Here is a 13,566-nt window from a genome sequence, read left to right on the forward strand (position 1 = left end):
CGGCCGCACCCCCACCACCACCGCACCCCGCACACCCACACCCGCCACCCCATCCAACCGAACAGCCAACCCCGCCACCGTCGGCGTCTCGAAGACGGCATGCACGGGGATCTCGACGCCCAGAACGGCACGGATCCGGTTGACCAGGCGCACCGCCTGCAGCGAATGCCCGCCGAGCGCGAAGAAGTCGTCGTCCACACCGACCCGCTCCACGCCCAGAACCTGGGCGAACACCGCACACAGCAACTCCTCGCGCACACCGGCCGGACGGGCTCCGGAGCCGCCGGTGCGGTCCGGGGCGGGCAGCGCGGCGCGATCGAGTTTGCCGTTGACCGACAGCGGCAGCCGGTCCAGGGTGACGAACGCGCTCGGCACCAGGTGGGCGGGCAGCCGGGCACCGAGGTGGGCGCGCAGCACGACGGGCAGGTCCGTGCCGCCGGACCCGGCGGGCACCACGTAGGCGACGAGGCGTTTGTCGCCGGGGGTGTCCTCGCGGACGACGACCGCGGCCTGGCCGACCTGTGCGTGTTCCGTCAGCCGGGCCTCGATCTCGCCCGGTTCGATGCGGAAGCCGCGGATCTTGACCTGGTCGTCGGCGCGGCCGGTGTACAGCAACCGGCCTTCGGCGGTACGGCGCACGAGGTCACCGGTGCGGTACATGCGGGCGCCGGCGGGGCCGAACGGGTCGGCCACGAAGCGCTCGGCGGTGAGGCCGGGCCGGTCGAGGTAGCCGCGGGCGAGGCCCGCGCCCGCGACGTACAGGTCGCCGTCGACACCGTCGGGGACGGGGCGGAGGCGGGCGTCGAGGACGTACAGGCGGACGCCGGGCAGGGGGCGGCCGATGGTGGGGGCGTCGCCGGGACGCAGCGGGCCGTCGGCGGCGGCGATGACGGTGATCTCGGTCGGGCCGTAGGCGTTGCCGAACCAGCGGTCGGCGCCCCACCGGTCGACGAGCGCCGTGCCGAGCGCCTCGCCCGCGACCAGCAGGGTACGCACGGAGGCGAGCCGGTGGTCGTCCTCGACCATGCCGAGGACGGTGGGCGGGAGTTGCAGATGGGTGATGGCGTGCCGCTCGATGACGTCCTCCAGGCCGGCCCGGGGCAGCAGCCGGGCGGCGGGGGCGACGACGAGACAGGCTCCGGCGGCGAACGCCGTCATGATTTCCCAGGTCGCGACGTCGAAGCCGATGGAGGCGAATTGGAGCAGCCGGCTGTCTGCGGTCAGGCCCGGCCACTCGAAGGCCAGGAGGTTGACGGCGCCGGAGTGCGGGACGACGACGCCCTTGGGGGTGCCGGTGGAGCCGGAGGTGTAGATGACGTACGCCGGGTGGCCGGGGCGCAGCGGGGAGGTGCGTTCGTCCTGGGTGAGCGGGTCGGGGGTGTGCGCGGCGACGGCGGAGCGGACGGCCGGGTCGTCGACGACGATCGGGGCCGGGCCGGACGCGGGCGCGGACGGTGCGGTGGCGAGGGTGGTGAGCACGGCGACCGGGGCGGCGTCGGCGCACAGCCGGGCGATGCGTTCGGCGGGCTGGTCCTGGTCGACCGGCACGTACGCGGCGCCGGCCTTCAGGACCGCGAGGAGCGCGACGACGAGGTCTGGCGAGCGGTCCATGAGGAGGAGGACGCGTCCCTCGGGCCCGACGCCCCGGGCTGCCAGGTGGCGGGCCAGCCGGTTGGCGCGCGCGTCCAGTTGGGCGTAGTCGAGGTGTTCGTCGGCGAAGGTGAGGGCGTGGGCGTGGGGGGAGGTGGCGACGCGGTCGGCGAACAGGTCGGCGAGCGTGGGCGCCAGGTCGGGGTGACCGGTGTCGTTCCACTCGGTGAGGATGCGGTGCCGGTCGTCGGCCGGCAGCACGTCGAGATGGGCGAGCGGGGTGTCCGGGGCCTGTTCGAGGGCGGTGACCACGCGGTCGGTGGTGGCGAGCAGCAGCCGGGTGACGAGGTCGGGGTCGAGCGCGGCGGCGGCCTGGACGACGAACTCGAACGCCTGGCCGTCGTCGTCGACGGAGACGACCAGCGGGTAGTTGGTGCGCTCCCGGAAGGTGAGGACCTCGGTACCGGCGGGCAGGACGGTCCCGGGGGCACGGGAGAAGTTGTGCCGGTAGTTGAGTACGGCGGTGAACAGCGGTGCGGGCGCGCGGACGCCGCCGGCGCGCTGGGCGGCGGCGAGCGAGGCGTGTTCGTGGACCATCAGTTCGGCGAGCTGGGTGTGCATGGCGTGGACCGCGCCGGCCACGTCGGTGTCGGCGGTACGGGCCCGGACGGGGAGGGTGTTGATGAACATGCCGGGCGCCCGGTCGGAGCCGCCGCCGGCCTGCGTCCGGCCGAGGAGCAGGGTGCCGAAGACGACGTCGTCACGTCCGGAGACGGCGGCGAGGACCCGTGACCAGACCACGTGCAGGAGGGTGGCGGCGCTCACTCCGGCGCGCCGGGCCTGTTCGCGCAGTCGGGCGGCCACCAGCGGGTCGAGGGAGGTGCGGCGTTCGGCGACGTCGCGTCCGTCACCGCGCACCTGCGGCACCCCGAAGGGTGCGGTGGGTTCGGTGACGTCGCCCAGTACGCGGGTGAAGTGCGCGGTGTGCTCCTCGGCGGACATGCCCAGCAGGGCCTGACCGACGAAGGCGCGGTAGGGCAGCGGGGCGGGCAGGTCGTCGCCGTGTCCGTCGAGGACGGCGGTGACCTCGCGGAGCACCAGTTCGAGGGTGGTGTGGTCCTGGGTGATGTGGTGCATACGGACGACGAGCAGCCATCGGCCGGTGCCGGGTTCGGCGGCGATCCGGAGGTCCATCAGCGGGGCGCGGCGCAGGTCCATGGGGTCGTCGCCGTGGGCCAGCAGTTGTTCGACGGGGTCCGTTTCGCCGTCGGTGAGGCCGTCACCGAGGTCGACCTCGGTGACGGGCAGGTCGGCGTGCCGGTGCACGACCTGCACGGCGTGCGGCAGGTCCGTCCAGGCCAGGGAGGTGCGCAACACCTCGTGCCGGTCGATGACGTGCGGCCAGGCCGCGAGGAAGGAGTCGAGCAGGTGCCGGGTGTCGAACCGCATGGCGTAGCGCACCACGTAGGGGTCGACGCCGTCGGTGTCGCTCTCGCTGTGCAGCCGGTGGTGGAAGAACAGGCCTTCCTGGAGCGGGCCGAGCCGGTAGACGTCGGCGATGTTCGCCGCGCCGCCGGGGACCGCGTCGCTGACGGTGCGCAGTTCGGCCTCGGTGAGACCGGCCAGTGGCACCATTTCGGGGGTGACGCGGGTGGCGCCGGGCGGCACGGAGCCCTCGGGGACCTCGACGGGCTCGCGGCCGGCGACGGCGGCGAGCCGGGCGGGCGTGGGGGCGGTGAACAGGGTCCGCATGTCGACCCAGACGCCCCGCTCTCGCAGCCGCTCCAGCATCCGCACGGCGAGCAGGGAGTGTCCTCCGAGCACGAAGAAGTTGTCGTCGGCCCCGACCCTGGGCACACCGAGGACGTCGGCGAAGACCGCGCAGAGAATCTCCTCGCGCACGGTGGCGGGGCCCCGTCCGCCGGCCGGGTCGCTCCCGCGGCCGGGTGCGGGCAGCGCGGCACGGTCGAGCTTGCCGTTGACGGTGAGCGGCAGCCGCTCCAGCGGTACGCAGACCGCGGGCACCATGTGGGCGGGCAGCAGTCCCGCGGCGTGCGCGAGCACTTCGCGGGCCAGGGCGGAGCCGGCTTCCCCGGCGGCGTCGGCCGGGTGGTGGGGCACCAGGTAGCCGACGAGGCGGTGGTCGCCGGGGGTGTCCGTACGGACCACGACGGCCGACTGGGCGACCTGTGCGTGACCGAGGAGGGCGGCCTCCACCTCGCCGGGTTCGATGCGGAAGCCGCGCAGTTTCACCTGGCTGTCGGCGCGGCCCAGGTAGTGGAGGGTGCCGTCGGCGGCGCGGCGGGCGATGTCGCCGGTGCGGTACATACGGGTGCCGGGCTCGAAGGGGCAGGCCACGAACCGTGCGGCGGTCAGGCCGGGTTGGTCCAGGTAGCCGCGGGCCACTCCGGAGCCGGTGACGTACATCTCGCCGGCCACGCCGGGCGGCACCGGCCGCAGGGCGCCGTCGAGGACGTGCACACGGGTGTGATCCAGGGGGCTGCCGATGGGGCTGGTGCCGTGCGGCCCGGCTTCCCCGTCCGCGTGGAGGTCGAGGTGGGTGACGTGCACGGTCGTCTCGGTGATGCCGTACATGTTGACCAGGCGCGGGCCGTCGGCGCCGTGGCGGGCCCGCCAGTCGGCGAGCCGTGCGGGGTCCAGTGCCTCGCCGCCGAACACGACGAGCCGCAGCCGGGCGCCCAGTGCCGTGGCCGGCAGGTTTCGCCGGTCGAGGAGCGGCGTCCGGTACGTGCTCCCGGTGTGCCGGCCGGAATCCCTCGTGCCGGGGGCCCCCACGCGCCGCACCGGCCGGAGACCCGAGTACGTACGCTCCTGGGAGTCGGCGTGCGCGAGCTGGTGGAAGGCGGAAGGGGTCTGGCTGAGGACGGTGACCTCTTCGCGGATCAGCAGGTCCCGGAAGTCCCGTGGTGAGCGGGAGGTGTCGTGGTCGACGACGACGAGCCGGCCGCCGGTGAGCAGCGCGCCCCACAGCTCCCACACCGAGAAGTCGAACGCGAAGGAGTGGAACCAGGTCCAGACGTCGTCGGTGCCGAAGCCGTACCGGTCGGCGGCGGACCGTAGCAGTGTGGTGACCTGGGCGTGGGTGACGACGACGCCCTTCGGGGCGCCGGTGGAGCCCGAGGTGTGGATGACGTAGGCGGGGTGGCCGGGGAGCAGCGGGGCGGTGCGTTCGTCCTGGGTGAGCGGGTCCGGCGCGTGGAGGGCGAGGGCGGCGCGGACGGCCGGGTCGTCGAGCACCACGCGGGGCACGGCCGGGTCGCCGGTGCCGTGTGCGGCGATGCCGGCGGTGGTGAGCAGCACGGCGGGGGCGGCGTCGGCGAGGACGGCGGCGATCCGGGCGGCCGGGTACGCGGGGTCGACCGGCAGATAGGCGGCGCCCGCCTTCATGACCGCGAGGAGGGCGGTGATCAGGTCGGGGGTGCGGTCCATGGCGACGGCGACCCGGGTCTCGGGACCCGCGCCGTGCGCGACGAGATGGCGGGCCAGCCGGTTGGCGCCGGCGTCGAGTTCGGCGTACGTCAGTGTCGTCGCGCCGGCCGTGACGGCCACCGTGCCGGGGTGGGCGGCGGCCTGGACGGCGAAGAGGCCGGGCACGGTCGCGCCGGGCGGCGGGGGCCCGGTGGCGCCCGTGGCGGCGAGGAGCCGCTCGTGGTCGGCGGGTGTGAGGACGTCGACGGTGTGCAGCGGGCCGTGCGGCGAGCGGACGGCCTGCCGGAGGACACGCAGCAGCCGGTCGGCGAACGTCTCGGCGGTGGCGTGGTCGAACAGGTCGGCGGAGTAGTGGAGTTCGAGGTGCTGACCGGCGGGCCGGCCCTGCTCGTCGAACCGTTCCATGACCTGGAAGTCGAGGTCGAACTTGACCAGCGGCAGCTGCGCGGTCTGCGCGACGGCCGTCAGGCCGGGCAGGTCGAGCGGGGCCTGCGGGACGTTGTGCAGGGTGAGGTTGGTCTGGAAGAGGGGATGGCGGGTCAGTGAGCGGGCCGGGGCGAGTTCCTCCACGAGCCGCTCGAAGGGCACGTCCTGGTGTTCCAGGGCCCGCACGGCGGTGCGGCGTACCCGCTGGAGGATCTCGGTGAAGGCGGGGTCGCCGGTCAGGTCCGTGCGCAGGACCAGGGTGTTGACGAAGAACCCGACGAGGTCCTCCAGGTCGGCCTCGTTGCGTCCGGCGAAAGGGCTGCCGACCGGGATGTCGTCACCGGCACCGAGCTTGGAGAGCAGCACGGCGACCGCGGCGTGCCAGACCATGAACATGGTGGCGTCCTCGGTCCGCGCCAGTTCGGCGAGTTCGGCGTGCAGGACGGCCGGGACGTCGAGGCGTACGGTGCCTCCGTCGTGCGCGGAGACGGCGGGCCGTGGCCGGTCGACGGGCAGCGCGAGTTCCTCGGGGGCTCCGGCCAGCGCCGAGCGCCAGTACGCGAGTTGCTCCGTGAGGAGGCTGCCGGGGTCGTCGGCGTCGCCGAGCAGTTCTCGCTGCCACAGGGTGTAGTCGGCGTACTGCACCGGCAGCGGTGCGAGGTCGGGCTCGGTGCCGGCCAGGCGCGCGGCGTAGGCGGCGGAGAGATCGCGCCAGAGCGGGCCGGCCGACCAGCCGTCGGCGGCGATGTGGTGCAGGGCGAGCACGAGCACCGACGTCCGGTCGTCGACGGTCAGCAGCCGGGCATGGCAGGGGATGCCGGACGTCAGGTCGAAGACGTGCAGAGCGGTGCGGCCGATCTCGGCCTCCAGCTCGTCGGCCCGCACGGCGTCGACGGTCAGCAGGTCCGGGAGGCCGCCGACCGGCACGACGTCCTGCACGGGTTCGCCGTCCACCTGGGGGAACCTCGTCCGCAGTGCCTCGTGACGGGCCACCACGTCCCGCAGCGCGGCTCGCAGGGCGGGCACGTCCAGCGCACCGGACAACCGCAGCACCAGTGGGATGCTGTAGAGCGCGCTCGCTCCCTCCAGCCGGTCCACGAGCCACAGCCGACGTTGCGCATACGACGCAGGAATCACGTGCACTCCTCAAAGCGGGCGGGGCCGACTGTGCGAGCGCCTTCCGGCTCGATGTGGGCGGTTGCGATGCTGCTGAGAACCACCGGACCCGGGCATCGGTGGGAGCCACAGTTACGACCACCGCCGGACCCGGTCCTCAGGGACACCGGGCTTCGTGGGGCCGGCGGCGGTGTGCCGGGAGGGACGGCGGACGGGGCGAGGAGGGGCCGGGCGACGCGTCCGGGGAGTAGAGGCAGGGGGGTTCGGCGACCGTAACGGCGGGGCTCGCGGATACCGCCCGCGCCGGAACCGCCCCATCCTGGCGCTGGAGGAACCGGGCGCCGGTGCCGGTCCCCCGGCCCGGCGGTGAAGCCTGGCCGGCCACGCGGCTCTACGCGTGGCGGCCTCTTTCACGCACCGCGCACGCCCCGCACCCTCCGCCACGACCTGCGCACCTGCTCATCTGCCCCCTTCGCCCTCGGGAGTGACGCATGACCGGGACCGACTCCGCGGAGGCCGCCGCCGATCTCGCGGCCGACGCGGCTCTGCTCGAAATCGCCGAGGAACTGGGACTGTCCGACCTGCTGGACCGCGGCGAGCCGTTCACGCTGGCCGAGGCCGCCGCCCTGGCCGCCGTGCCCGAGGAGGGCGCCGCGCGCTATCTGCGCGCCCTGGTGTCGGCGGGGCTCATCAGCGGCGACGGCGACACGGGACCCTACAGCCCCGGCGCGGACCTCGCCGACCGCCGCTACCGGGCCGGCTACCTGTCCTGGGCGCTGAACGCCAACCGCCCCTACATCGACCACGCGGCGCTGTTCATGCGGGACCCGAAGAGGGCCGGCGCCACGTACTCCCGGGACGGCCGCCGGGTCGCGGTGTCCTCCCGGTGGATCGGCTCACGGGGGTTCTATCCCGGCGTGGTCGAGGAGATCGTCTCCGGCGCACCGCGTCGCATCGTCGACCTCGGGGCGGGCGCGGGCGGGCTGCTGCTCCGGCTGCTGGGCAGCCTGCCCGGGAGCACGGGGCTGGCCCTGGACCTGAGCGGCGCCGCCTGCGAGGAGGCCCGGCGGGCCGCGCGCCGGGCGGGGCTGGCCGACCGGCTGGACGTGGTGCACCGCTCGATCGAGTCGCTGGCCGACGATCCGGGGCCGGTGCGCGGCGCGGACGTCGTGCACGCCGGGTTCGTCCTGCACGACGTGGTGGGCCGCCCGGAGGTCCTCGACGGAGTACTGCGCGCCTGCCGGGCTTCCCTCACGGAAGGCGGCCGCATGGTGGTGACGGACGCGGTGCCGTACGTGGCGGAGCCGCGGGAACGTGGTTTCAGCGCGTTGTTCAGCTATCTGCACGCCTCCTCGATGGAGGTGAACCTGCCGCCGAAGGACACGTGGCACGAGGCGTTCCGCCGCGCCGGGTTCACCGACGTGTCGAGCACCCCCCTGCGGATGCCCGGCAGCCGGGTGTTCGTGGCCGCCGGTTAGACGGCATCAGCAGTCGGCACCAGTAGTCGGCACCAAGGTGGCGGCCGGTTGACGCAAACATGGACAGGAGCAGCTTCACGATGCCGGACCAGGACATCGCCTCCCGGGCGCGAGCCCTGTACGAGGCGCGCGCCCACGGCACGCCGGTGGCGCCCTTCACCGACACCGACCCCACTCTGGGCATGGACGACGGCTACGCCGTGCAGCAGGAGCTGGTACGGCTGCTGCTGGCGGACGGCGATCGCGTCGTCGGCTACAAGGCGGGGCTGACGTCCGCGCCGATGCAGGAGATGTTCGGCGTCGACACCCCGGACTACGGGCCGGTGCTGGCCTCCACCGTGTACGCGACCGGCACGCGGGTGTCACCGGGGTCGTTCATCAGTCCCAAGGTCGAGGCCGAGATCGTGTTCCGGCTCGGGGCGCCGCTGAAGGGGCCCGGGGTGACCACGGCCCAGGCCCGCGAGGCGGTCGCGGAGGTGCTGGCGGGGCTGGAGATCGTCGACTCGCGGATCGTCGACTGGCGTATCGGGCTCGCCGACACCATCGCCGACCTCGCCTCCAACGGTGCGGTGGTGCTGGGTACGCCGCTGACCCCGCCGGCCGGTGTCGATCTGCGGCTGACCGGGATGGTGTTCCAGCGCAACGGCGACCTGGTGGCGACCGGTGCGGGAGCCGCCGCGCTGGGCGACCCGTACTCCGTGGTGGCCTGGCTGGCGAACACGCTGGGGACGCGCGGCGTGACGCTCGCGGCCGGCCAGTTGGTGATGACCGGCGCGCTGCACGCGGCGGTCCCGATGCGGGCCGGCGACTCCTTCGTCGCCGAGTTCGACCGGCTGGGCGCCGTCACGCTGCACGTGGACGGCGCCTCCTGAGCAGCGTCCACGCCCGGACGTACCGACGGACGGCGTCGGGGCGGGACCGGATCCGACGGAACGCCGTGTACTCCACACGCCGTGTGCTCCAGCCGAGGCGGAGCACGGAGCGGGAAAGGCGACAAGCCATGAATCGAAGCGGACGGCTGTCCGTGGCCGTGCTGGGCGCGGGGCTCATCGGGATCGACCTGGCGGCGAAAGCGGTGCGGTCGGACGTCCTGGCCAACCCGCTCGTCGTGGCGCGCGCCACGGACACACCGGGGCTGCGGCAGGCGAAGGCGATGGGGCTGGCCACGGCCACCGAAGGCATCCACTCCCTGCTGACGGCGGACGAGCCCGTCGACGTGGTGTTCGACGCGACGAACGCGATGGCGCACGCCGAACACGCCGCACTGCTCGCCGCGTCGGGGACGGTCCTGATCGACCTGACGCCGAGCCGGGTCGGGCACATGGTGGTACCGGCGGTGAACGGCGCGGAGGCGGCCGGGCGGCGGGACATGAGCATGGTCAGCTGCGGCGGCCAGGCGTCGATCCCGCTGCTGCACGCCATCACCCGCCGGCACCGCGTCGACCACGTGGAGGTGGTGACGACGGCGGCCAGTCCGAGCGTGGGCCGGGGCACGCGGCTCAACCTCGACGAGTACGTGGCGACCACACAGGACGCGGTGCGTGACTTCACGGGGGTCAAGGACGTCAAGGCGATCCTGAACGTCTCCCCCGCCCGGCCACCGGCGATGTTCCGCGTCGCGATGTCGCTGCTGGGCGAGGGCCTCGCGCGGGAGTCGGTGGAGGCCGCCGTCGAGGAAGCCGCCTGCCGGGTGCGGGAGTACGCGGCCGGGTTCGAGGTGTCGGCGTGCGTCGCCGAGGGCGACCGGGCCTTCGTCGCCGTGCAGGTCACCGCCGGCGGTGACCGCGTCCCGCGCTACGCGGGCAATCTCGACATCATCAACTCCGCCGCGCTGCGGGTGGCGGAACTGCACGCCGCTGACCGGGTCCGCTCCGCCGCCATCCCCACGGAGAGGTCATGAACCAGCAGACAACGGCCCCGGACGACACCGGCCGCGGGCACGTCCTGATCCACGACCCGACGCTGCGCGACGGCCACCACGCCGTCCGCCACCAGTTGTCGGCGCCCCAACTGCGCGCCTACGCCGAGGCGGCGGACGCGGCCGGCGTGCCGGTCGTCGAGGTCGGGCACGGCAACGGACTGGGGGCGTCCTCGCTTCAGGCGGGCCGGGCCCTGCTGAGTGACGACGAGATGCTGTCGGTGGTTCGTGAGGCCCTGCCGAACAGCCGGATGGGGGTGTTCATGCTGCCCGGCTGGGGCACCCTGCACGACCTGCGGCGCGCGGTCTCGCACGGCGCGGACGTGGTGCGCATCGGTACCCACTGCATCGAGGGCGACCTCGCCGAGCGTCACCTCGGGATGCTGCGCGAGCGGGGTGTCGAGGCGCACGGTGTGCTGCTGATGAGCCACATGGCCTCGCCCGCCCAACTGGCGGAGCAGTGCGCCCGGCTGGTGGGGTACGGCGCCCAGGGGGTCGGCATCCTGGACTCCGCGGGCCACTTCCTCCCGGCGGACGTGACCGACCGGATCGCGGCGATGCGAGCCGCGGTCGACGTGCCGATCATGTTCCACGGCCACAACAACCTGGGGATGGCCGTCGCCAACTCGCTCGCCGCCGTCGAGGCGGGCGCGGACATCCTGGACGCCTGTGCCCGGGGTTTCGGCGCCGGAGCCGGCAACACCCAGTTGGAGGTGCTGGTCCCGGTCCTGGAGCGGGTCGGGTGGCGCACCGGCATCGATCTGTACGCGTTGCTCGACGCGGCGGACATCGCCGAGCGCGAACTGATGCCGAGGCCGCCGACGATCGACTCGGTGGGCATCGTCAGCGGCCTGTCGGGGGTGTTCTCCGGATTCAAGAACCGTGTCCTCGACGTGTCCGGGCGTCAGGGCGTCGACCCGCGCGACGTGTTCTTCGAACTCGGTCGGCGCCAGGCCGTGGCCGGCCAGGAAGACCTGATCATGGACGTCGCCTTCGCCCTCCGGGAGGGTTCCGGCGCGTCCGGTACATCCGGCGCGTCCGGTCCGCGACGGGCCGCCGCGGCACCGTCCGACGGCACCGGCTGAGACGAGAGCCGAGACGAGAAAGGCCTGTACACGTGTACGAGGAACTCAAGGGCATCCTGGTCGACGACCTCCAGGTGCGTGCCGAGGACGTTACTCCGACGGCGAGCCGCGCGGAGGTCGGTCTCGACTCGCTGGCCGTGCTGGAGCTGGTGGCGCTGCTGAACGGCCGGTACGGCATCGAGGTCCACGACTACGAGGTGCTGGCGGCCGGCACCGTCGCGGACGTCGCCGATCTGATGGCCGAGCGGTGTGCCGCCGCGGGGCCCGGCGGGCCGTCCTGACCCCCGTGGGCACGGCGGCCCGTCCGGCCGGGCCCGGCCCACGGTGGTGCCGACGTACGCGACAGCCACGTTCCTCCTCACTGGGAGCCCCATGACCCTGCCCCGGCTCAGCCCCTTCCTCGACGAACTGTCCGCCTACCGGCCGTCCGAAGGCGTCCACGCCGCGGCACGCGCGCTGCCGCTGTCGGCGAACGAGTCGCCGCACACCCCTCTGCCGGGCATCGCCGCGGCCGTCGCCGCGGCGGGACAGGACGTCAACCGCTACCCGGACCCGGAGTGCCGGGCGCTGACCCGTGCCCTGGCCGGGCGGCTGGGTGTGGACACCGACCGGATCGTGGTGGGTGCCGGTTCGGTGGCGCTTCTCCAGACGCTGTTCCAGGTGGTCGCCGCGCCGGGCGCGGAAGTGGTCCACGGCTGGCGGTCGTTCGAGGTGTACCCGGTCCTCGCCGGGCTCGCCGGCGTGCGGTCGGTGCGGGTGCCGCTGACCGGCGAGGCGCACGACCTGACGGCCATGGCGGACCGGATCTCGGACGCCACCCGACTGGTGATCGTGTGCAACCCGAACAACCCGACGGGGACCGTCGTCTCCCGTGCCGACCTGACGGCGTTCCTCGCGCGCGTTCCCCGCACCTGCCTGGTCGCCCTCGACGAGGCCTACGCCGAGTACGTCCGCGATCCACGCTCCGCCGACGGCCTGGCGCTGGCCGCGCATCATCCGAACGTCGTCGTCCTGCGCACCTTCTCCAAGGCCTACGGGCTGGCCGCGCTGCGCGTCGGTTACCTGGTGGGCGACGCGCGGGTGGTGGCGCTGCTGCGCCGGGCCTGTCTGGTGTACGCGGTGAACTCGGCCGCGCAGGCGGCCGCGGTGGCCGCGCTGGGATTGCGCGACGCACTGCTGGAACGGGTGGAGAGCACGGTCGCGGAGCGCGCCCGGGTCCGGGCCGCGCTCCTCGCCCAGGGTGAACAGGTCCCGGACAGCCAGGCGAACTTCCTGTGGCTGCGCCTCGGCGCGGAGGCCGCCGTGTTCGGCGCGTGGTGCGCCGAACACCGCGTCTCCGTACGGGTCTTCCCCGGCGAGGGGGTACGGGTCTCGGTAGGCTCGCCCCACGACAACGACGCCTTCGTGAGGGTGGCGGGCGGATTCCGTGCCCGCCGCCGCACCGTGGCGCCGAGCGGCACATGAGCGAGTCGACGCGGGCCGGCTTTCCGACCGGGCACCGCCTCCACCGGCCCGACCCGAGTTCGCTGCGCCGCGAGGTACTGGTCTCGCCCGCCATGTGCGGCGGAGGTTCCCTGGTCTTCGGCCAGATCGGCGACTGGACCTGGGACGCGGTGGCGGCGGCCTGCGGGACCAACGTGCACGCCGCCCGGGCCGCCGACGGCCGGCCCGCGTACCTGTCGTTCTACTACTACCGGGTGCGCGGCGGGCGCACGCTCCACCCGCACGGCCTCACCTTCGGCGACGAACTGCGCGTCGATTCACGGGTGTTCCAGTACGGCGGCCAGTCCGCGGTCACCCTGCACCGGCTCGCCCCGGCAGGGCTCGACGTACCCGACGGGCCGCTGGACGCGGCGGAGTTCTACGAGCGCCCGCGGGCCGACTGCCTGTACGCGGAGAACTACAACCGCTGGATCGCGCGCTCCCGCCCCGGCAGCAACGAAGGCCTCGCGCTCACCGCGCCCCCCGACTTCACCCACCGGCATCTGCCACGGCTGCCGAACGCCCACTCGCCGCGCTCCCTCGTCGGCCGGGCCCGCGAGGCCGGCACCTTCCACTCCGCTCCCCCGCCCGGTTTCGCCCCGGCGGCTCCCGGTCCCACCTGCCGTTACGAACTCGACGTGGTCCGGGACCTGAACGGCGCGGGCCTGATGTACTTCGCCGCGTACTTCGCCATCTTCGACACCGCCCTGCTGCGGCTGTGGCGCTCGCTGGGCCGGGGCGACGCGGCGTTCGTCGGCCGCCGTGTGGTGGACCAGCGGATCGGCTTCTTCGGCAACGCGGATCCCGGGGCCGTCTTCCACATCGAGGTGCGCCGCTGGCGCGGCGTCCGCCGGCCGGGCGCGGAGATCGCCGACATGGCGCTGCGGGACGCCGGATCCGGGCGGCTGCTCGCGGTGGCGTCCACCGAGACCTGCCTCGACGACGCGGCGGCGGACGGCGGGCCGTGAACGGGTGCGGGGTTCCGCGGTGCCGGGTGACCGCCCGTGGGGGCCGCACCCGG

General features: G+C 74.0%; 8 protein-coding genes. 7 read left to right on the forward strand and 1 reads right to left on the reverse strand.

The window, feature by feature from the left end:
- The coding region (locus ACFXPL_RS24735; RefSeq protein ID WP_384923480.1) for an amino acid adenylation domain-containing protein at positions 1–6,603 on the reverse strand (6,603 nt) is incomplete at its 3' end.
- A 470-nt stretch (positions 6,604–7,073) separates the two neighbouring features.
- On the opposite strand from ACFXPL_RS24735, the gene ACFXPL_RS24740 reads away from it, so the two are divergent.
- The 7 genes from ACFXPL_RS24740 (at position 7,074) to ACFXPL_RS24770 (ending at position 13,513) form a co-directional block, all read left to right on the forward strand.
- The gene (locus tag ACFXPL_RS24740; protein ID WP_384923482.1) at positions 7,074–8,060 is read left to right on the forward strand and encodes a methyltransferase; all 987 of its coding nucleotides are present in this window, start codon (positions 7,074–7,076) and stop codon (positions 8,058–8,060) included.
- Positions 8,061–8,140: 80 nt separating this feature from the next.
- Positions 8,141–8,932 (forward strand): 2-keto-4-pentenoate hydratase, encoded by a 792-nt coding sequence (locus ACFXPL_RS24745; RefSeq protein ID WP_384923485.1) that lies wholly within the window; start codon positions 8,141–8,143, stop codon positions 8,930–8,932.
- A gap of 128 nt (positions 8,933–9,060) precedes the next feature.
- Positions 9,061–9,960: an acetaldehyde dehydrogenase (acetylating) gene (locus ACFXPL_RS24750; RefSeq protein ID WP_384923488.1), complete on the forward strand. Its 900-nt coding sequence runs from the start codon at positions 9,061–9,063 to the stop codon at positions 9,958–9,960.
- Positions 9,957–11,063, forward strand: a complete 1,107-nt coding sequence (gene dmpG / locus ACFXPL_RS24755) for a 4-hydroxy-2-oxovalerate aldolase (protein WP_384923491.1) — start codon at positions 9,957–9,959, stop codon at positions 11,061–11,063. The genes ACFXPL_RS24750 and dmpG overlap by 4 nt, the downstream gene beginning before the upstream one ends.
- Positions 11,064–11,095: 32 nt before the next feature.
- Positions 11,096–11,344: an acyl carrier protein gene (locus ACFXPL_RS24760; RefSeq protein ID WP_384923494.1), complete on the forward strand. Its 249-nt coding sequence runs from the start codon at positions 11,096–11,098 to the stop codon at positions 11,342–11,344.
- Positions 11,345–11,435: 91 nt separating this feature from the next.
- Positions 11,436–12,527, forward strand: a complete 1,092-nt coding sequence (locus ACFXPL_RS24765; RefSeq protein ID WP_384923497.1) for a histidinol-phosphate transaminase — start codon at positions 11,436–11,438, stop codon at positions 12,525–12,527.
- Positions 12,524–13,513, forward strand: a complete 990-nt coding sequence (locus ACFXPL_RS24770; protein ID WP_384923500.1) for an LnmK family bifunctional acyltransferase/decarboxylase — start codon at positions 12,524–12,526, stop codon at positions 13,511–13,513. The genes ACFXPL_RS24765 and ACFXPL_RS24770 overlap by 4 nt, the downstream gene beginning before the upstream one ends.
- The last annotated feature ends 53 nt before the right edge of the window (positions 13,514–13,566 follow it).

The organism is Streptomyces sp. NPDC059092 (genome assembly GCF_042756365.1).
In the GTDB taxonomy this organism is placed as follows: Bacteria; Actinomycetota; Actinomycetes; order Streptomycetales; family Streptomycetaceae; genus Streptomyces.

What these genes read in the sequence shown, in the direction of transcription:
- ACFXPL_RS24740 (WP_384923482.1), top strand. Translation starts at nt 7,074, where the DNA reads ATGACCGGGACCGACTCCGCGGAGGCCGCCGCCGATCTCGCGGCCGAC.
- ACFXPL_RS24745 (WP_384923485.1), top strand. Translation starts at nt 8,141, where the DNA reads ATGCCGGACCAGGACATCGCCTCCCGGGCGCGAGCCCTGTACGAGGCG.
- ACFXPL_RS24750 (WP_384923488.1), top strand. Translation starts at nt 9,061, where the DNA reads ATGAATCGAAGCGGACGGCTGTCCGTGGCCGTGCTGGGCGCGGGGCTC.
- dmpG (WP_384923491.1), top strand. Translation starts at nt 9,957, where the DNA reads ATGAACCAGCAGACAACGGCCCCGGACGACACCGGCCGCGGGCACGTC.
- ACFXPL_RS24765 (WP_384923497.1), top strand. Translation starts at nt 11,436, where the DNA reads ATGACCCTGCCCCGGCTCAGCCCCTTCCTCGACGAACTGTCCGCCTAC.
- ACFXPL_RS24770 (WP_384923500.1), top strand. Translation starts at nt 12,524, where the DNA reads ATGAGCGAGTCGACGCGGGCCGGCTTTCCGACCGGGCACCGCCTCCAC.